General features: G+C 66.1%; 13 protein-coding genes. 4 read left to right on the forward strand and 9 right to left on the reverse strand.

Annotated features, from left to right (window positions below):
* Positions 1-148: 148 nt before the first annotated feature.
* Positions 149-1,333 (forward strand): M23 family metallopeptidase, encoded by a 1,185-nt coding sequence (locus tag OM960_RS13495; protein WP_264772327.1) that lies wholly within the window; start codon positions 149-151, stop codon positions 1,331-1,333.
* A 113-nt stretch (positions 1,334-1,446) separates the two neighbouring features.
* On the opposite strand, the gene OM960_RS13500 is transcribed toward OM960_RS13495, so the two are convergent.
* The gene (locus tag OM960_RS13500) at positions 1,447-3,033 is read right to left on the reverse strand and encodes a YqaJ viral recombinase family protein (RefSeq protein WP_264772328.1); all 1,587 of its coding nucleotides are present in this window, start codon (positions 3,031-3,033) and stop codon (positions 1,447-1,449) included.
* A 317-nt stretch (positions 3,034-3,350) separates the two neighbouring features.
* Between OM960_RS13500 and OM960_RS13505 the strand changes: the two genes are divergently transcribed.
* A complete protein-coding gene (locus tag OM960_RS13505; protein WP_264772329.1) occupies positions 3,351-4,037 on the forward strand; it encodes a helix-turn-helix domain-containing protein in 687 nt (228 codons plus the stop codon).
* Positions 4,038-4,112: 75 nt separating this feature from the next.
* On the opposite strand, the gene OM960_RS13510 is transcribed toward OM960_RS13505, so the two are convergent.
* From OM960_RS13510 to OM960_RS13520, 3 genes are all read right to left on the reverse strand, one after another.
* Complete coding sequence (locus OM960_RS13510) at positions 4,113-5,363, reverse strand: hypothetical protein (protein ID WP_264772330.1); 1,251 nt, start codon at positions 5,361-5,363, stop codon at positions 4,113-4,115.
* Positions 5,364-5,442: 79 nt separating this feature from the next.
* Positions 5,443-6,801, reverse strand: a complete 1,359-nt coding sequence (locus OM960_RS13515; protein WP_264772331.1) for a hypothetical protein — start codon at positions 6,799-6,801, stop codon at positions 5,443-5,445.
* Between the two features lie 23 nt (positions 6,802-6,824).
* The gene (locus OM960_RS13520) at positions 6,825-9,590 is read right to left on the reverse strand and encodes an ATP-dependent helicase (protein WP_264772332.1); all 2,766 of its coding nucleotides are present in this window, start codon (positions 9,588-9,590) and stop codon (positions 6,825-6,827) included.
* Between the two features lie 187 nt (positions 9,591-9,777).
* On the opposite strand from OM960_RS13520, the gene OM960_RS13525 reads away from it, so the two are divergent.
* Entirely contained in the window at positions 9,778-10,224 is a 447-nt protein-coding gene (locus OM960_RS13525) for a hypothetical protein (RefSeq protein WP_264772333.1), read from the forward strand.
* 12 nt (positions 10,225-10,236) lie between these two features.
* Positions 10,237-12,537, forward strand: coding sequence for a transglycosylase domain-containing protein (locus OM960_RS13530; protein WP_264772334.1), 2,301 nt, complete (start codon positions 10,237-10,239; stop codon positions 12,535-12,537).
* A 93-nt stretch (positions 12,538-12,630) separates the two neighbouring features.
* Here OM960_RS13530 and OM960_RS13535 read toward each other — a convergent pair whose 3' ends face one another.
* From OM960_RS13535 to OM960_RS13555, 5 genes are all read right to left on the reverse strand, one after another.
* Positions 12,631-13,158 carry a hypothetical protein gene (locus tag OM960_RS13535; protein WP_264772335.1) on the reverse strand — a complete coding sequence of 176 codons (528 nt, stop codon included), beginning with the start codon at positions 13,156-13,158 and terminating at the stop codon, positions 12,631-12,633.
* A gap of 251 nt (positions 13,159-13,409) precedes the next feature.
* Positions 13,410-14,852, reverse strand: a complete 1,443-nt coding sequence (locus OM960_RS13540) for a hypothetical protein (protein ID WP_264772336.1) — start codon at positions 14,850-14,852, stop codon at positions 13,410-13,412.
* Positions 14,853-14,890: 38 nt separating this feature from the next.
* Positions 14,891-15,838, reverse strand: coding sequence for a thermonuclease family protein (locus OM960_RS13545; RefSeq protein WP_264772337.1), 948 nt, complete (start codon positions 15,836-15,838; stop codon positions 14,891-14,893).
* A 65-nt stretch (positions 15,839-15,903) separates the two neighbouring features.
* Complete coding sequence (locus OM960_RS13550) at positions 15,904-16,338, reverse strand: hypothetical protein (protein ID WP_264772338.1); 435 nt, start codon at positions 16,336-16,338, stop codon at positions 15,904-15,906.
* A 207-nt stretch (positions 16,339-16,545) separates the two neighbouring features.
* Positions 16,546-19,626 carry an ATP-binding protein gene (locus OM960_RS13555; RefSeq protein ID WP_264772339.1) on the reverse strand — a complete coding sequence of 1,027 codons (3,081 nt, stop codon included), beginning with the start codon at positions 19,624-19,626 and terminating at the stop codon, positions 16,546-16,548.
* Positions 19,627-19,648: the final 22 nt, after the last annotated feature.

Here is a 19,648-nt window from a genome sequence, read left to right on the forward strand (position 1 = left end):
TGGCGGGCTTTTTCCGGTTGCGGGATCCGATCTTCAGGTCCTGATCGGATGGACTCGCGCCGGGCGGGCGCCGGACATCGCCTGGCGCTAGGAGAATGACCATCACCGTGCGATGCTTTCCTTTTTACAGTTATGCAATGGGTGATTCATGCTTTATCTGCCCTACGGATCCGACGAGAAGAAGGTCTCGGTCGGGCAAGCGACCAACAGCCAGCCTTCCCATCTCGGCCTGTCCTACACGGCGCTCGACTTCTCTTTGAAAAAGAACGACGCCGTCTATGCCATGGCCGACGGGGTCGTGGTGGCCATCTACAACGAGGCGGTCGACTACAAGAACGGCAACACCGTCTACGACGCTCCGGGACTTCCGGCGCGGCCGGGTGCTGAAGGGTCGTTCGGCGCGTCAGGCTACGGCAATTTCGTCACCATCCTGCACACGGTCGACATCGATGGCGAGACCATCACGTTCTACGCCACCTATGCACACCTGGAGCAAAACAGCATGGGCTCGCTCGAGGTGGGCGCCGCCGTGACGGGTGGCGCCACCTTTCTCGGCGAGGTCGGCTATACCGGGAAGATCATCGGCGAGCATCTCCATATCCAGGTCGGAACCGAGCTGAATATCCCGCAATTCCCCGCCGAAACCTATGCGTACGCCAAGGGTGACGCGACCGCGGCCAATCTCGAGCTGATCTCGAAGCTCACCTTCGAGACGGCCGGTAGCGGGGCGCAGACCTGGTCGGACATCATCGCCTACAAGGACAGCTTCGAGAGCACGATAGATGTCGCCAAGGTCAAGACGAACATCTCGAAGAGCGGTGACGGGTTCGAGAACCCGGCGCTCGACGGCTGGACGAAACTCGGTGACGTTTCGAGCGAGGTCTCCTTCGATGTCTTCCAGCCCGGATCATCGAGCCCGGCGACGCCGGTCGAGGGCAGCCGGATGGCGGTCCTGCAATCCCTTGGCGAGGTCACCACGGCCGACATCGAGGCTGCCCTGGGGCTCGCCCCCGGTCAACTGCCCGGAACCACCGGCTCGGCCATGACCACGACGGTCAAGCTCTCGGGAAGTGACCACGCGATCGGGTTCGAGTTCTACTTCGATGCCGGGGACTATACCCCCTACAACGATGCCGCCTATGTCGTCGTCGACAAGGACGTCTACCTTCTTGCCGACGTCAACGGCGTTGGCGACTACGGGGACACGGGCTGGCAGTCCTTCGCCGTCTCGGGGCTCGCCAAGGGCGATCACAGGGTGTCCTTCGTTGTTGTCGATGCGATTGATGAGATCCTGAACAGCGCGCTCTACGTGGACGAGTTCCTGATCCTCTGACTTCGCCCGGCCCGGGCCGCAACCCGGGCCCTTTCTCGTTCCCGTTCGACCGACCGGCCAAACCAGAAGGCCCGCCATTGGCGGGCCTTTCCAGTTTCCGGGAACGCGGCCGGTCAGGCGATCTCCGGCTCGTAGGTATCCTCCTCGGGGCTACGCTCGCCGAGGATGATCCGCGGTGCGTGCTCGCGCACCATATCCTCGATCCCATCGACGAGCTGGGCGATCTCGGTCTTGGCTTCGACCAGCCGCTCGTATTCGGGACCCTTCTTCTTGCGGGTAAGCAGGAAACGCTCCTGGACCTTCGCGGCCGGCAGCGTCGAGATGCCGATCTCCTCGAGATGGTCGGCGAGCTTCTCGGCCTCGAGCTTCCTGGCGACCGGCACGCCGGCGGCGAGATAGTCCGCAAGAAGGCCGCCGACGTCCTCGCCCTGCGCGAGCCCGTCATGGAGATCGCGCAGGAAGCGCTCAGCCACTTCGGTGTCGAGGCCCTTGGCATCGACCATGAACCCGGCGAGATCGACCTCGGCCGCCTCGGCGATGTCCTTGAGAATGCCGTCGTCCCACTTCCGCAACCGGTCGAAGGAGGCCATCTTGAGGTCCATCTTGCCGGTCGCGAGCTCGTGCCATTCCGCGCCCGCGACGGCGATCCGGGAAATCAGGTCATTCTGGCGCGCCTCGATCTCGGAGCCGAGAATCTTCAGCATCGCGGCCTCGACGCCGAACTGAACGATCGCCTCGTCCTCGAGGGCGAGCGTGTCGGGCCTCGGCGCATCGGGCACCACTCCCATCATGACGAACTCATGCCAGATCCGGTGGCAGCTCGATGCGAGTTCCTTGGCGAGATCGATGTCGAAGGCGACCGGGAAGCTCATGATCTTGAAGGAGCGTGCATCGAAGCACTCAACCGACATGACGTCGAACTTGGCGCCGGCGGCCATTGCCAGGATGCCGTAGTGATGGAGCTGGCAGACATAGTCCTCCGACACCCCGGTTTTTTCATATTCGGAAATCACGTCGGCCGAGGGGCACTTGTAGTCGACGCAGCGCCGGACGCCGTCCGGCATGACCACGATGTCATCGGGCGTGCCGATCGAGGCCGGCCGCTTGTCCCAGCGGAAGCCCTTGAGCCTGGCGAGCGCCTCCTTGTCGGTGCGCGCACCGGTCGCGGCAAGGTACATCTGCTGCAGGACCGGCTCGGCGCGCACGCCGCGGGCCATCTCCTCGGTCGAGGGCTGCGGCGAGAGGATCAGGAGCTTCTCGAGCACCAGGTTGTGGGCGTCGCCGAAGGTGCCGCGCTTGCCGCGGAAATGCTTCAGGACCGTCCCCGCCTCCGAGCCGCCGATCCCCGAGGCGCGGCGCACGTGCCAGAGCACGTGACGATGGACGTCGGCTACGGTCGCCTTGCCCTCGCCATGCTCGAGCTCCATGCGGCCGATGGCCATGCGCATGGTCCGTTCGAGCCAGCGATCGACATTCTCGTCCTTGATCGCGGCGCGCTGCGGCAAGGCGCCGATGAGCGCCGCGAGGCGCAGGCGCGATTCCGCGAAGTCAGCCGGAGGTGTTGCGGCGGCCTCGGCATCAGCCGCGGCGTCGAAGGCACGGAAGAGCACGAGCGCCTCGGCGAGCGGGAAGGCTGGCGCCTTCTCCGCAGCCGGTGCGGCAGGTGCCGCATCGCTGACCGGTGTGGCGGGTGTCGTCATGCGGGATCTCCAGTTTGCGAAAAAACTAATATTTGGCTGCCCTGAAGCTTAATCGTAAAATCCGAAAATCAGAAGGAGCTCTGGAAAGAGAGAAATCCGGAGAACTCCCTTCAGGGCAAATCTTCGTCACATCATTCCAGGCCATGGGCCGCAAAATTGGGGGAAACATGAGCGTCCAGATACAAAAGCAGGCAGTCATTACCGAAGAAAATGCATTTCAGGCCGGCGCGCATCAGCAGCTCTCCGCGCTTCTCGATATGCGAAAAACTTCCCCTGCGATTCCTCTTCGCACGCCTCGGGCGGCACTTTTCCATGAGGTGGCGGGCGAGAGTCCGGAGATCCGCCGCTCCCGCGAGATCCTGGTCGAGGCCTTGCGCATCCACGACCTCCTCGAGGCGCAGGCCTCACTCGTGACCGCCGCCACCGAGACCGAGAACGTCCACGCCTTCGGAATCGGCCACCTGCTCCACAACATCTTCCGCAAGCGGCTGATCACCAACAAGGAGATCGCCGCGTCACGGATCCTCGAGATGGTCTTCGAGTTCGAGACCTCCCGCAATCCGGACAGGACGATCAATCGCCACCGCTTCATCTGCGCCCTCAAGCGCCTCGGGATCGTCGACAACACCCTGAGCGACCGCGCCCTGAAGCCTGCCGGCACCACGCCCTGCGTCAAGGCCCTCGGGGCGCTGATCGCCGACCGCTCCCAGGTCCCCTTCGACCAGATCGCCTCGTCGTCGCGCACCAAGCCGGTGGTCAAGGCCAGATTCCAGGCGATCTGGGTCATGCGCGTGGTCTGTGGCCATTCGCTCACGATGATCGGCTCCCACATGGGTAACCGCGACCACACCACGATCCTCAACTCCATCAACAAGGTCGGCCTCACGATGGAAACCAACATGGGGTACCGGAAGGAGATGGAGAGCCTCTGCGAGAAGGCCGACACGATCGGCGTCATGCAGAACCGCAATATCCTCCTGCGTCAGAGCCGTCTCGTTCACTGATTTTGCAAAAAATTGAGAATTGGAAAGGCCGGCCAACCAGGCCGGCCCCGCGTAACCGCCGCGCCGCGTCGGATCTCAGCGCATCTTGAGCGCCCGGACCGGCAACAGCGGATCGGCCCCGTCCTGCTCTAGCGCCGTCTCGCAGATCAAGGCATCGAGGACGACTTTCAGCCTGGCGATCTCTGTCTCGTCGGGCACCTCTTCGGGCGAGATGTTGACGATATGCCCTGCATCGGTCTCGGCGATCTGCAAGCGCTCGACGGAAGGCCAGGAATAAAGGAAGGCCTGCCCTGCCGCGTCGCCGACCGGATCGCTGATCGCCAGGATGTCGCGCCCATCCGTGGAGATCATGCAGGTCCGGAAGCTGTATCCGTGCATCGCCCCCCCGGCGATCCGTTCGGCGCGGCTACAGATCCGGTCCACCCATTCACCGGTAAGTATCCGGTCGGAGAACTCCTCGACAAGAGCCTCGAGCTCGGCCGGGGAGATCATGGCGACACCAAGCTTTTCGATCGGGGTCGTCGTCATCGCGCCGAAGACCTCGCGGCAGAGCCGGTCATTCGCGGTGACCATGCGCCGGAGCGCCTCCTCGGTGACCATGGCACCCCCCGCAGCCCGGACTTCGGCGCCCGACCGGGCGGCCGCGCTACTGAGGCCCGCCTCGCGCAGCAAGGTCGCGAGCGGCGCCGCGCCGGAGAGCCCGTCGGGATGGTCGCGCGCGAGGCGCGAGATCTGGGCGCGGATCATGTCGGCGCGCGCCTTGCGCCCGAACTCCTCGTCGGAAACCGACAGGCGGACGTGGCCGGCGCCGTCGATCATGCTGGCGATGAAGGCCTGCCCGACCAGCGCGCCACCGAAGCGTTCCGTGTCCGGATTCGCGGATATGATCTCGAGCACCCCCTGGATTCCGGCGAGAACGCCGCCCTGGTCGGCCGAAAGCGATGTGCCGCGCTCCGACATGGCGATGAGCTGTTCGCGCGCGGAGAGCATGTTGAGCCCGGTGAACGGGATCCGGCGAGGGGCGCCGTCGGCGCCGGTGATCTCGATCGCGAGACCCGCATCCTGGCCGGCCGGCACATGTCGACCCTCGATGCGCCTGCCCCAGTGCAAGGTGACAATGAGATCGCCGTAGCGCAGGTCCGGAAGCGTGGCCGGGTTTACCGGCGCCATGCCCGCCTGGGCCGCGCGCGCCGCCGCGACGCTGCTCTCCGTGACGAAAACCGCGCGCGCCTCGCTCTCGACATAGTCCCCGAGCGCCTCGTCGTAGGACAGGCCTATGCAGCCGAAACCGCTCGTGGTCATCAGAGCCCTGGTGTTTATCTTCATGTCTTTTCTCCGGAACTCTTCGGGACGGTCCCGGGCGGAGCGTAATCCACGCCCGGGAAAACCGCAAAACGCGGCCCGGTCAGGACGGCGCGACAGTGGCTTCGTCATCAGGGTCGAAGGCGCTCGATTGCGGATCGTCCTTGACGGCGGTCTCGGGTTTCGCCGCGACCTTGGAGGTCTCGGAGTTCTTCGCGGCTTCCGCGGCCTTCGCTGCTTCAGCTGCCTTTTCGGCCTCCGACTGCGGCGGCACCGGCATCACGATATGCGTCTTCGAGAATACCCCGAACGGCCCCCAGAACTCCTTGATTTCGGCCTTCACGTTCGCCGCCTTCGCGGCCTTGATCGCGGCGAAGGCAAACTGCTTGTCGCCCTGCATCTTCAGCGATCCCCAGCCGCGCGAGATGCCCTCATGGACGGCGAGCGCCACCGCCTGCCCGGTGATCTTCCTGAACGCGATTGCATCCTTCGTGGCCAGGACGATACCGCCATCGAGGGTATGCGCCTTCATCTGCCCCCAGGCCGCGACCAGGTTGGCGGCCGGGCGCGTCGCCCTCTCGTCGAGCAGGCAGGCCCAGCGGATGCCGTGGTAGGGATCGGTGTCGATCCGGCGCAGGGTACGCCGCGTCGCCCAGTTGCGCACGCCCTCCGGCGGGTTGTGCTTCATGATGTAGTCATGGATCTCGTCGCCGCGCGCGAGCATCCTTTGCTGGAGCGCCAGGAGACCCTTGACGTATTCGTCCCGCGCCTCCTGGCTCACACCCTTCTTGCTCAGCCGCTCGAGATCCTGCTGCGGCGGCCAGGACATCATCACCGGCCAGAGATGCGGCCGCCGCGGCGGAAAGCCGAGCGAGGCCAGATAGTCCTCGTGAGTCGGGACCGGCAGGGCCTCGGGCTCGGGATCGCCGCACATCACAAGGCAGTTCCCCGGCCGCGCGACCGCGGTGGATTCGAGGTGGGCGCGCTCGACGGGATCCTCCGGCTCGTCGATGAGCGCGATGCCGGGGCTCTTCGCCCCGGTTATCGGCGTGTCGGTTATCGGCGTGTCGGAAGTACGGGTGCGTGCGGCGCTCCGTGCGGCGACTTCGCGATTGGCGCGGTCGAGCGGATCCTCCGGATCCTCGATGACCTGGATGCCTGGATCCGTCTCGGGCGCTGCGGAAGCCGAGCTCCCGGCCTGAGGCGCCTCCGTGAACGGATCCCTGGCCGGCTCCACGGGGGACACCTCCCCTTCAGGCACGCCCGCCTCGGGCTGCAGGATGCCGGAGAGCTGGTCGCGAACCTTTTCGGCCCCGGCCGGTTCGGTGGCGGACGGGGTCTCGATCGTCGCGGCCTCCGGCGCCGCCAGTTCGGCGGACGGTGCCGGGAGCGGCGCGAACTCCTCCTCGTTCTCGAACTCCTCCTCGTTCGATTTGGGCAGCATGGACAGAAGGATGCTCATTCTATGTCTCCTCGGGGTATCGGTCAGAAGCCGAATTCGGGTTCGCGGTCGCGATCGTCGTCGCGCGCCGCCATGTCGGGGTTGAAATAGTGCTCGGGGATCATGTCGCCGTGCGGCGCGTCCCCGAAGTCCTGCGAGGACATGTGCTCGAACTCCTCGTCGGAGATCGGCGCGAAGGGCGCCTCGAGCGGATCGTCGGGGACCGGCGCATCCCAGTCGGGATCGAAGTCGGGAACCAGGACGGGATGGCTCCGCTGGTCGGGAAGCGACGCCTCTTGTGCGGCGACCACGGGCATCGCGGGTGCGGCAGCCACGGGCTGATGTGCTGGCGACACCTCAAGGATGGAGCGCATCTGCTGTGACCCCGCACCGGCCTGGCGGACGTCCGGCTCCGGGCGCGCGGTGCGCGGCTTCAGCCCGGCGGGGATATCGCTCACCCGGTAGACGCGATGATCGCGGTTGCGGATCGAGGCCAGCTCGAAGGCGGCGCGCGGCGCGCGGCGGATTTCCTCGATGAAGCGCGACGGATAACTGCGCTTCATCCGGATGAAGGGGCAGCCATTGATATTCCAGGACCGCGAGATGCGGACGTCCTCGCGCGCCCGGGTGAGCGCCACGTAAGCCAGCCGGCGCTCCTCCTCGATCGACGCGTCGCCCTCCTCGAGGGCGCGCGAATGCGGCACGATGCCCTCCATCCAGAAAGGCAGGCGCACCTTGTCGAACTCGAGACCCTTGGAGGCATGGGTGGTCATCACCTGGATGCCGGCCGCGGCCTCGGACTGGTCCATCTCGAGCGTCGCCTCCTGCATGAAGGCCTCGAGCGAGGGGAATTTCGATGCCTGCTCCAGCAGGATCGCGATATTGCCGATCCGGCGCGAGGCCTCGGAGAGCTGGCCGGCGCGGTCCGCGAGATCCTCGGGATCGAGATCGGCCGCGTCGACCTCCTTGCCGGACTTCTTCTCGGAGGAGGCCCGGATCAGCTCGGAGAGGAACTCCCTCGGCGGCGCATCGCGGAACGGCACATCACGCAGGCCGGCGCTCGACAGCGCATCCTTGCGCATCTCGGGCAGGTAGCCGCTGCGCTCGAGGATCGCGACGATCGCTGCTGCCGCATCGGGTGCCTGGGCCGCGTCATCACGCATCTGGCCGATGAGGTGACCGAACTGCTTGACGTTGCGGATGAAGGCGGTCTTGTAGGGCTCCCCGCCCTCGGGGATCACGATGCGGTCGCGGATGATCGTGCGCAGCTCCTCGCCGAAGCTCGTGCCCTTGGCGCGCGCATTGGCACCCACCCGCCCCGTCGAGGTCGGCCCGAGGCCGCGCGCCGGCTTGTTGATGATCCGGCGCAGGTAGACCTCGGCATCAGGGTTGACGATGAAGCCAGCGAAGGCCATCGCGTCGCGGACCTCGGCGGTCTTGCGGATATCGGAGGCCTTGCCTTCTGACACCGGAAGCCCCGCGGCGCGCAACTCCCGTGCCACCGCCTTCGCGAGATCGCGGGTCCGGGTGAGCACGGCGAACTGCGAGGGATCCCCGCCATTGGCGATATGGGCCGCGGCCTCGGCCGCGAGGCGGCGGATCTCGTCGGCCGGCGTCACATGCTCCTCGATGAGCACCTTGCGGCGCTCCCGGAACGGATCGGCGGGTTCGAGTTCCTTGTCGTAGCGGCCGGTGTTGTTGGCGACGAGCGTGTTGGCGACCGTGAGGATCGAGGGTTGGCAGCGGTAGGAGGCCCTCAGGAACTTCACGTCGAGACCGGGATAGCGATCCCGGAGCGAGCGCATGACCGAGGGATCGGAGCCGCGGAACGCGTAGATCGACTGGTCGTCATCCCCCACGAAGGCGACGGTCGGGCGCGGGAACCTGCGGACCCGGTAGGTATTGACCTCATGCAGCCCGTCGCCGGCATTGGCATAGTTGTTGTCGGCGGCGCCCTCCGGGATCACCATTGGCCGGCCGCCATCGGTCAGGGCGTCGAGCCAGGCGACCTGGGCGCGGTTGATGTCCTGGACCTCGTCGATCATGAAGTGGCGGAACGAGGAGCGCCAGGAATTGCGGACCTCCTCGTTTTCCTGGAAGAGCTTCGTGACCCGGTTCATGAGGTCCGAGAAATCGACCGCGTTTTGCTCGGCGAGGGCGCGCTGGTAGGCCGAGTAGACCCGGGTGAAGTCCGGGGTCTCGAATTTCGACAAGATCTTCTCCCAGCTCCGAAGTGTCGGCGACAGCCCCTCGCCCGCGAGCCTGGCGGCATGGATGTCGTAACGCTTCGCGGCCAGGAGATCGGCACTCAGGAGCCGCGCCTTGGCGATCTCGAGATCACGGAAAAACTCGTCGACGTCGAAGCTGTCGAGGTCGAGCCCCTCGGCCACCTCCTTGGCAAGACCCGCGGCGTCGGCCTCATCGAAGATCGAGAAGTTCTTGCCGAGACCGGCCTTGGCCGCCTCGATGCGCAGGATCCGCAGCGACAGGCCGTGGAACGTGCCGATCCACGGCTCGCCGCCCTGCATCTGCGGATCGCGGGCGCGGAATCCCTCGAGAACCGGGGCGATGCGCTCGCGCATCTCACGCGCCGCCTTGTTGGTGAAGGTCACCATCATGATGCTGGAGGGATCGGCACCCAGGCCGCCCGCCGAGACCGGGCTCAGCATGTGAATGAAGCGGCCGACGAGCGTCCGGGTCTTGCCCGAGCCGGCGCCGGCGATGATCATCACCGGGTCAGCGGTCTGCAGCGCAGCCGCCCTTTGCTCACCGGACATCGAGCGGATGAATTCGATCGGATCGGATGACATCCGGGCCTCCATGCTGTTTCTCCAAACTTTATGGGCGATTTGCGAAAACCGATCATGGTTTTCCCCATTATTCGGAGAATCTTCGCCCAGCAATGCGAAAAACTAATAGGATGTAGAACCTTCACAAAGGTAGATTCGGGTAAATCAATCAAGGCCCGGCCAGCCGGATCAGCCCAGGAGAAGCCATATGCCCGCACGGGAACCCGAGAAGATGCGTTCCGTGAACGTCAAGATGACGGATGCGATGATCAAGAAGATCGAGGCGAGAGGCCCGAACCGGAGCGAGACCATCCGTCATGTCCTGGCGGCGATCCTGGCGGCGCGCCGCGACGGTGTGCCGGCGCCGTTCGAGAGCGCGATCGAGGCGGCGATCCGCTCCTCCTCGAGGACACTGCGTCTCACCATGACCTCGAATGTCGATTGGCGTAAGGCGATCGTATGGCTGCCCGAGCGCATGCATCGCGAGATCGAGAAGGAATGCCGCGACCTCGATGTCCGCCCGGCCGACTTCATCCGCGGCGCCATCATTGGCGCTACCGGCGATGATCCGGCCCGTGACATCATCAAGGAGGGCCACGAGATCTGGTCGAGCCAGGTCGTTGACGAGGCCCCCACCTCCGCGACCGGCTCCTGAGACCGTCCGGCAATGCCCGCCGGCATCTACAGCGTCACCAATATCGTCGCGGCCGCCATCGGCACCGTGATGTCGGGGCCGTTCGGCAGCCTTTCGGTGCCGCAGACCCCCGAGATCGACGTCACGGCCAGCGCACGACCGGGCTATGTCCTGCACCTCGAAGGCGCCGGCGGGGAGGACCTCGGGCGGGCCGTCTCGTCCGTGCCGCTCAGGGTCGAGATGGACGCCCTGCCCGACCATTTCATCAACGCGGTGATCGCAGCCGAGGACACTCGCTATCTCGAGCATGCCGGGATCGATCCCGTGGGCACGCTCTCCGCCGCCCTTGACACCGCGCGCGGCCGCCTGAGGGGCGGATCGACGATCACCCAGCAGATGGTCAAGAACACCCTGACCGGCAACGAGCGCTCGCTCGGCCGCAAGGTTGTCGAGGCGATGGTCGCGGTCCGCGCCCATGACGCGCTCGGCAAGCGCGAGGTGCTGCGCCGCTACCTGCAGAGCGCCTGGTTCGGCCGCGGGACCGGTGCAACGGATGCGCCGCGCGCCTGGTTCGGCAAGGAATGGGACGCGGTCAGCCTCGCCGAATCCGCGACCCTCGCGGCGATGCTGAAAGGGCCCGGCCTCTACGATCCCTGGACGAACCCCGATCTCACCCGGAAGCGGCGCGACCTGGTGATCGCGCGCATGGCGGATCTCGGCTGGGTCACGGCGGAGGCGGCCGAGACAGCGCGCGCAGAGCCTGTGACGGCGATCGCCCCCCCGGCAGAACCCGGCGCGGACCCCTGGATTGCCGCCGCGGCCCGCGCCGAGCTCAGCGCGCAAGGGACGCCTCCCGCGCGCGGCACCGCCCGGCTCACGGCCGACATGCGCCTCCAGGAGATCGCCACGGCGACACTCACCGAGGCGATCATCGCGCAATCCCCGATCCTTGCACCGGAGCGGGTTGCCCCCGAGCGGCTCCAGGAAATCACGGCCCTTGGCGAGGCGGCCCGCCTGCCCGGCGACCTGCGCGTCGCGTTGCCCGCGGGCAGTCCCTATTCGAGCGCTCTCCTCCTGTCGAAGGACGAGGGTGGGTGGGATGTGCTCACCGTGGCCGGCGGCCTGACCCATGATGTCCGCCTCGACGACCCGCACCGTGATTACCAACCGGCTCCCGGCGACCTGGTCCCGGTCCTTGCGGGCGCGGCCGGTGACGGGCAGGCCTCGATGCAGATCCGGCTTCCGACGCAGATCCAGGGTGCGGTGGTGATCCTCGACCCGAAGAGCGGCGCGCTCCTGGCAAGTGTCGGCGGTGCCGATGCCGGGCTCACCGGCTTCGACCGCACCCGCGCGCTGCGCCAGCCCGGCTCGTCGATCAAGCCGTTCCTCTGGCTCGCCGCCCTCGGGATGGGTTTCGATGCCTGGAGCCCGGTCGAAGACATCGAGCACACCTATATCGGCCCTGACGGCCTACGCTGGTCCCCGAAGAACTACGACCACAGCCAGGCCGGACTGATCCCGCTCCATGCCGGGCTCGAAAGGTCCTCGAACCTCGCCGCGGCCTGGCTCGCCGACCGGATCGGCATCGAGGCGATGGCCGCGATGGCCGAGGCGGCCGGCGCCTATCCCGGAAACGGCATGCGCCGACACCTCTCGGCCGCACTCGGGACCTCGGAGGTCTCCTTGCGCGATCTCGTGGCCGGCTATGCCGCGATCGTCAATGACGGGATGCCGCGCACGCCGCACCTCATCTCCTCCGTCATCACGCCGGACGGATCCGCAACCACGGCGGATCACCGGCGCCCGGGACCGATCGCCGGCCGTGCCGCGATCAACGATCTCCTCGCGATGCTGCGCGGCGTCGTCACCCGCGGCACGGCCGCCGAGGCGTTCCGGGGCCACCCGGTCACGCTGGTCGGCAAGACCGGCACGACGCAGGATTACCGAGACGCCTGGTTCGTCGGCATGACCCCGGATCTTGCGATCGGCGTCTGGCTCGGGCGTGACGACAACACCCCCCTGCCCGACGGGATGACGGGCGGTCGTGCCGCAGCGCCGATCGCGGCAAGGATCCTGAAGGCCGCGCATGATGTGGGGATCATTGACGGACTCGGCATTGGGGATGGGGTCATGAGTGCCGGGATCGACTGGCCGCCTCAGCCGCACGAGGCGCGCCGCATCCAGCGCCCCGCCACCCCCGCCGTCGCGGATCGAGGGGCACACGACGAGGCGGACGGGTTCTGGGCGATCACCGACGACCAGCGCGACCGGCCGGTCGACCTCGGTCCAGAAAACCGGAACGCCGATCTTCTCGACCAGACCTTCTGGAACTGATATTCGGAAAAAAGGGGCCGCCGCGGCGGCCCCGCAAGGTATTGGGCGGCGGGACATCCTCCACCCGAGGCAGTGCCGCCCGGAGGCGGACAATCAGAATTTCAGGAAGCGTCGCACCGGCCCGTCATTGATGAAGCCGTCAACCGCGACCACCGCCGCCGCGCCATCGTCGCCGCACACCGCGCGCAGGGCACCATCCCCGACGAGTGGCGCGATCAGGATCTGGATTTCTGCCTCCGTCATGCCGGTGGCACCCGACAGGTGTACGAGCGGAAGCGCGGGGCGCGGGGGCGATCCCTCCTCGCGCAACCAGAACCCGGGCTCGCTCATACGGGCGACGCCGGTCCGGCAGAGACGCGAATGGGTCAGGATCGTCGCGAAAAGGCCAAGGATGTCGGCAAACCGGACCGGGGCGGCCAGTTTCGACAGGATCTGCACGCCCCCACTCTCGACAGACTCGCACAGATGCAGAGTACGCGGGAGCTGGCCGGAATAGATATCGCCGCTATCGACCCGAAGGAGGTGCAGGAGGCGGGAGAATTCTGACGCGTCCGGGCCGATCCGGAAGGCGCCGAACCAGGCATCCGGCACCGCGGCCGCTTCCCGACTGATCCTTTCCATACCCGGCTTCATGTCCTGCCCTGAATATCCCGCCCGCTCGAAGTGTTGCGGATGATTCTACATCTTGCAATTATCTTTTTCAAACATCTTTTGTGTCATTTTTCGCAAGCCCCACCAGATGTCGATGATCCATCCGCCCGTTTCCCGCCGGCAGGCCGATCCAGGAGCGCATGGGTGCAGAAAACGGCGAGGGGCGCCGATCACGCCGGCGCCCCTTCTTCGTCTGGGTCAGGGCGAGATGCCCGGATATCCTATTCCGCCGAGACGTTCAGCAGCGCACCAAGACCGCCGGGATTGAGCATCGCGGCCATTCCGATCTCGACCAGGCCGACCGGCGCCGAAGGCTGCGCCGCGGCCTTGCCATGGCCATTCTCGGCAACACCGGTCATCCAGCGCAGCACCGGACCGGCGATCTCTGCCGGCGCCATCGAGGCCATGGGCTTGAGCTCGACGACATGCTCTGCCGGAGACCGCCCGGTCGCCGCCTCGATCATCCGCCAGGCGCCCTTGTCTGTCACCGAGGCCGAGGCCGAGGCCAGCCGCAGATGCGACAGGAAGGCCGCGCCGTCATGGCCGCCCATCATCGCCGAGAGATTGGCGCCGCCCGACTCCGGGGTCATGACAAGACCGAGATTGAAGCCGCCCTCGGCGAGCCCGTCCATATCCATCGCCGCGCTGACATTCAGCTGTTCGCCGGGCGAGTCGATCGCGAAGGACATCCATCCCGAGAACGACTCGCTGCCATCCGAGCCGATCCGCTCGCGCAAGGGCGCGCTGAGGAAATCCCCCGCCGCGACATGGATGCCATCCATCCGGTAGGAGATGCCGAAATCACCGCTGGCAAGCGCCACGACAACCTCGGGGATGGCCCCCTCGCCCAATTCGGAGTGATCGATGAGATCGATCTTGCGCATCATTGCCAGATCGGCATGGTAATCGACGCTCGCCGAGGCGATCCGCAACACCTCTTTGCCGCCGGCATCGACGGCGGAGATCCCGGAGATCGCCGCCTTGCCGCTGACCGCCCCACCCTCGGCCGGCATGGTGACCGACTGCGCGGAGATCTCGGCGATCCGCCCGATCGCGCCGTCGGCCGCGGCGATCGCGATATCCGCGGCATGGAGTGAGGCCACATCGAAACAGTGCCCGCCGGACCCAGTGACAAGACCCATGGCAATGCCCGAAGCGGTCACCTTCTCCGGCCCCGTCACATTCCCGGTCACGCCGTCGGCCGGCGAGGTCAAGGTCACGTCCGAGAAATGCAGCGCGCCCGTGGCGCCGGCGTCGGCGCTGTCACCGAGCGGATCGCAGACCCTTCCATCCATCGCCAGGACGACAAGGTCCGCACTACTGGCTTGCGCCGATGCGAACCGCACCTCTCCCCGCCCCTGGACCGAGGAGGAGATCATGCCGTCGCTGAGGATCAGGCCGCCATCAGGGGCGACGATCAGTGTCGCTGCGCTGAGGGCCGTCCGGTCGCCCGCAAGGCGGAAGCCGTGAAGCGTGATGGCTCCATCCGCGCCGAGGCTCGCCTCATCGGCTGTGGCGATCCGGTCAGGTCCGGCAATCGCGCCGACACCGATATCGGCCGCGGCGATCCCGAAGGCCGGGATCCCGTCCGAAACCCCGGCAAGGACCGGGACCGGTACGAACATGGCGGCCGCCAGAAGGCCTGCTGTCCTGGTGAGTTTCATTTTTCCTCTTTCTATTTCTTGTTTTCGCAGGCTCAAACTCAGCCTTCACGCGGCCCGAAGCTTCCCGACCAGACACCGTTGCCGGCCTCGCGGGCCTTCGCTTCGCTCTTCAGATACGGCGAGATCCCGGAAATGCCAGGCTCGGCAACCATGATCCCCGCCTCGACCCCGATCTCGCCGACATCGCGCGCCACGCCGGAGCGCAGCGCGATGTTGCACCAGCCCAGGCGCCCACCCTCGAGATGCTCCTCATCGGTCACCTCGCAGGACAGCTCGCGCCCGGCGAGCATCGCCTCGACACCCCGCAGCGACCACGCGTCACAGTCATATTCGACACCCGATGCGGTCAGGCACATGTCTGACAGACCGGGCGCGCGCACCCCCTGGAGCCGGATCAGCACCCCGTCGACGATGATCGTCCCGGCGCTGTAGATCTCCGCCTCGCCGGTCACGACCTCGTTGCCCATGGAGCCGATCTCGGCCCCGGGAACCCGGATATCGGCCGGCGAGATGCCGCTTGGGACGTAGCCGATCTCGCCGGCGGCGCGCAGAAAGACATCCCCGTCATCGGCATCGCCGGCATCTCCGGACCCGGACCCGGCGCTGCGGGCGCGCTCGAGGGTTCCCCAGGCCTTGCGCATCTCGTCGGTGACGCCCTCCTCGCCGAGGACATAGCCCTCGACGCGCGACGTCCCGGCCTCCTGGACGGAGACCGCCTCGCCGAAGGTCTCGGTCCGCCCAAGGTCAGGCAGGGCGGCCGGGATATCGACATTGGCCGGCAGGATCGCGGCGTATTTCCGTGAGGCCGACCGGGCTTGCGGCGCATCGTCCGCAACCGGATCAGCCTCAGCGGCCTTTGCGGATATGCCGGACAGCTTCACAGTCCCGCTTTTCAGGGTATCCGCCAGCCTGACCGGATCGTAGCCGGCCAGGCTGGTGGATCCGATCGCGACGGCGGCGCCAGCCAGGACCCAGATCGTCTTCATCAATCTTTCCTTTCAGGAATGGGATTTCGAAAAACCGCAAGCCGCATCGGGCCTTGCGCAGCCAATCAGGGCTGCTGGCCGCGGATGGCCGGCCGAACGTCTTTCGTGACCGTCCGGCAGAAATCCACGGCATCTTGCGATATCAGCGGGGTGCGAACGCCCGCCGAATCCCTGACGCGGACGTCGATGCGAAGCGGGCCGGAATAGCACTCCACCGAACCCACGCCCCGGAGTGAGAAGCTGACGCCGTACTCCGCGAAATCATGAGTCCGCGCCAGGGCCAGCAATGACACCTCAGACCGCTCCACCCGCGACGGCTCGCTCCGGTGGGCAGCAACGACATCGCGGGCGATCCCATTGCCGGTGGCGATGAGCAGGAACCCAGAAACCACGACAAGCAGGGACATCAGGCAGGCCAGGATCGTATCCCACGGCAACCCGCTCCCTTGGCCGGCCCGCCGGTCAAACAGATCACCATTATCGACATAGCAGCTCTTCACCGAACAAGACCCCCTACATCATTCAACCTCGGATCAATATCGCCACAAGTCATGAAGACCGGCGAACCCTCCTGCAACATGACTGGAGAACCAATCATCGCACCGCCAGGATGGAGGTCGCGATTACGCGACCCCCTTTTTTGTTTTTCGCATACCTTACCAGCCATGGCCCGGTATTTCCCTCTTCAAGATGAGTTATGCGAAAATTTATACAGCTTCCCAGTTCATGATGAAAGACTGATGTTTGAGTTCTTCCACAAGCCCGCCGATGACGTTGCCGCGGCCATCGTCGTCGAGCCGCTCGCCCTGCTCCTCGAGCCGGGTGATGCGGGTCTCGATCTCGGCCTTGGCCGAACCGCCGGGAAACCGCGCGGCCAGGACCTGGCGCGTCGCCTTGGGGCCGATCTGCTCGTAAAGACGCGCGCGCAGCGCCACGTCCTCGGCCGTGGTCGAGAAGGCCCAGAGCTCCGCCGGTCCGAGCGTGAGCAGGAGCTCCTGGCGCACCTGACCTTCGGACTTGGTCTTGAAATAGGCCCAGATCGGGGCGCCGTTCGCGGTCGGGCCGCGAAGGTTGTAGCGCAGGACCCGCTGCTCATTCTCGGTGAGGCGGAACATCTCGTCCATGAAGCTGATCGAATTCTCGGAACCGGCATTGCAGACGATGAGGGTCGAGGCGACCTCGATGATGGGCTTGGGGAAGTCCTCGATCAGCTGAGAGGCGATCTTGATGTCGACGTTGAACTTCCGGCCCTCGCGGGCGTCCTGGAGGATCTGGTCGGTGATCGCCGGGATCGAGCCGCAGCGGTGGAATTCGTCCATGCAGAGGATCTTCGGGATCTGCTGGTTCAGCCGCGCCCTCTCGACATGGTGGTCGAGATATTGCTCGGGGATGTCGCCGCGCTTGACCATGTTGACGATCTCGGCCTCGTCGACGAAGAAGTCCCGGGTCATCACCTGGCGCGCGAGCATATACATGATCGCGGTCTGCTTGCGTGCCGCGGCGCCCGAACCGCGCGCGGTCACATCCATGAGGTCCATCGAGACGATGCGCGCCGAGCCGATCGAGTAGCGGGTGTGACTCGACAGGATCGGGTAGTCGCGCACCACTTCGGAGATCATACGCTGGAACGCGGTGAGGATCGACTGGCCGGTCTCGGGATCGGCGGCGCCACCATAGAGCGAGACCACCTGGTCGGCCTGCGACGCCGTCACCAGGTCGGAAATCGTCGGCACCGCCTGGCGCTGCGCGACCTCGGCCTCGGAGAGGCGGTCATGCGCCATCAGGAAGTCGACCACCTCCCACCAGATCGTCTCCGGATGGGAATCGAAGCCGAGCTCGTCGAGCGCGCGGTCGACCGCGGGCTGATCGTCACGCAGGTAGCGGCGCGGCGAGCGGTGATCCATAAGGTCCTCGTAGACCCGGTCGATCGTCGCCGAGATCAGGCCGCGCATCGGCGCCGAGGGCGGGGCATCGCCGTCACCACAGATCAGCGACATGAAATTGACGAGGAAGGTGCGCTCGCCCGAGAGCGGTTTGCGCATCCCGAGCTGGGTGTCGAAGACGTTGATCGCGTAGGAGCGGTCCATCTTCAGCTTCTGGAACACGACCTCATGCCGGCGTTTCGCCGGCAGCGCCTCCTGGATGAGCGAGATGAGCCCGCTCGAGGAGGGGCCGATATCGATGATCGCGATCCGGGGCAACACCGCCTCGTCACTCGAGGCGGCGTTCGGCGTGATCGCCGAGGCGAAGTTGATCGCGTTCATCATCACCGACTTGCCAGAGCCCGGCGTGCCGACGAGGAGTGTGATCCAGGTGGTCTGCTTGGAGGAGCCGGGCTGGTAGGGCCAGGGCTTGCCGCTTACGGTCCTGAGCATCACCGCGCCGGTCTCCCAGGGCGAAGCCTGGCGCGCGAGCGGCAGCATCGAAAGCACGTCACGCATCGGCCCGGATGCCACCGGCGCAGTCGAGGCGGTGGTGATGCCGGGGCAGGTCGAGAGCACCGTGGCCATCGGGTCGCCGGAGATCCCGTCGACGCCGCTGTTGCCCCAGCGCTTGACCGCGCCCGAGACGATCTGGGCGTTCTTGCGCAGCATCTCGGTGCGCCCGATCGGAGCCCAGGTCGAGAACGACATCCGGAACCGGACGACCGTGTCGTCCTTTCCATCGATCTCGATATTGGAGAGGATCGCCTCCTTCAGGCGGCGGTTGTAGGTCGGCGCGGCCCAGGTAAAGATCGACAGGTACATCATCTTCAGGCTCTGGGCCTGGACGCCGCCGGACTCCATGCGCATCGAGGCACGCCAGGGGATATCCATCCCCTTGGCGGTAATGTCGGCGACCAGCGTATTGAACTCAGGCAAAACCTCGGGCGCCAGCGTCAGGTCGAAGCCGGTGAACATCATCGAGCCGATGCGGACCGTCCGCGTGTTCTCGATCAGGCTGTCCTCGGTCGCGAGCTGGGCATCGAAGGTCGGGACGCCAAGATTGGAATAATCGATGGCCGCGGCCTCGGCGGGGGTCTCCGGCAGCATCGCGAGCGCGCGCTTTCCGGGGTTCGACCGATCGCCGTCCCCCCTGGCCCAGCCGGGGAGCACCGGTTCCCACTCGTCCTTGATCGGGTAGGTGTCGGGATAAAGGCCGGCGCGGATTTCCTGGAGCGCCTCGCGCACCGAAAGCACGCGCGACATCTGGCCGACCGAAACGAAGGCGCTGTTGAGCGCCTCGACGAGCGACAGGTGTCGGGCATGGACCGAAGTCAGGGCCTTGCCGGGGACCTGGGCGGTCTGCAGCGACGGCATGCCCTGCATCCGCTCCCCGAGGTTTTTCACATCCGCCTTGACCTCCTCGGCATTGAGGGCGGTGGCCCGGGTAAAGACCGAGATCAGGCAGGTTTCCGAGACCATCTTGCGCGACAGGTTGGTCACGCGCTCCTGCAGCACATCATCGAGTTCGAGACCGAGATTGTGCGCCGCCCGCTTGGTGCGGTTCACCATCCGCTCGAGATAGCGCCGCGCCGCGGAGGCGTCGCGCATGAAATTGACCTCGATGGCGTGGCCCGGCTGCGAGAAATAGGCCGACATCACGATCCGCATCCGCTCGACCATGTCGGCGATGTCCGCCTCGCCCGGAGAGCGCAGGGCGCCGGCCAGGTTGATGACGGACATCATCGTGCCGTCCTTCATGACCAGCGTGATGTCGTCTTCCATGGTTTCCAGACGGATCTGGTCCATCATGCTTTCCTGGAGCACGCCGCCGATCATTTTCGTGAAAGTGTCGAGAACACCCATTCCGTTTTTCCTTTGCGCTCGA

The organism is Defluviimonas salinarum (assembly GCF_026013545.1).
Lineage (GTDB): Bacteria > Pseudomonadota > Alphaproteobacteria > Rhodobacterales > Rhodobacteraceae > Albidovulum > Albidovulum salinarum.

What these genes read in the sequence shown, in the direction of transcription:
- OM960_RS13530 (WP_264772334.1), top strand. Translation starts at nt 10,237, where the DNA reads ATGCCCGCCGGCATCTACAGCGTCACCAATATCGTCGCGGCCGCCATC.
- OM960_RS13500 (WP_264772328.1), bottom strand. Translation starts at nt 3,033, where the DNA reads ATGACGACACCCGCCACACCGGTCAGCGATGCGGCACCTGCCGCACCG.
- OM960_RS13510 (WP_264772330.1), bottom strand. Translation starts at nt 5,363, where the DNA reads ATGAAGATAAACACCAGGGCTCTGATGACCACGAGCGGTTTCGGCTGC.
- OM960_RS13545 (WP_264772337.1), bottom strand. Translation starts at nt 15,838, where the DNA reads ATGAAGACGATCTGGGTCCTGGCTGGCGCCGCCGTCGCGATCGGATCC.
- OM960_RS13555 (WP_264772339.1), bottom strand. Translation starts at nt 19,626, where the DNA reads ATGGGTGTTCTCGACACTTTCACGAAAATGATCGGCGGCGTGCTCCAG.
- OM960_RS13540 (WP_264772336.1), bottom strand. Translation starts at nt 14,852, where the DNA reads ATGAAACTCACCAGGACAGCAGGCCTTCTGGCGGCCGCCATGTTCGTA.
- OM960_RS13525 (WP_264772333.1), top strand. Translation starts at nt 9,778, where the DNA reads ATGCCCGCACGGGAACCCGAGAAGATGCGTTCCGTGAACGTCAAGATG.
- OM960_RS13520 (WP_264772332.1), bottom strand. Translation starts at nt 9,590, where the DNA reads ATGTCATCCGATCCGATCGAATTCATCCGCTCGATGTCCGGTGAGCAA.
- OM960_RS13495 (WP_264772327.1), top strand. Translation starts at nt 149, where the DNA reads ATGCTTTATCTGCCCTACGGATCCGACGAGAAGAAGGTCTCGGTCGGG.
- OM960_RS13515 (WP_264772331.1), bottom strand. Translation starts at nt 6,801, where the DNA reads ATGAGCATCCTTCTGTCCATGCTGCCCAAATCGAACGAGGAGGAGTTC.
- OM960_RS13535 (WP_264772335.1), bottom strand. Translation starts at nt 13,158, where the DNA reads ATGGAAAGGATCAGTCGGGAAGCGGCCGCGGTGCCGGATGCCTGGTTC.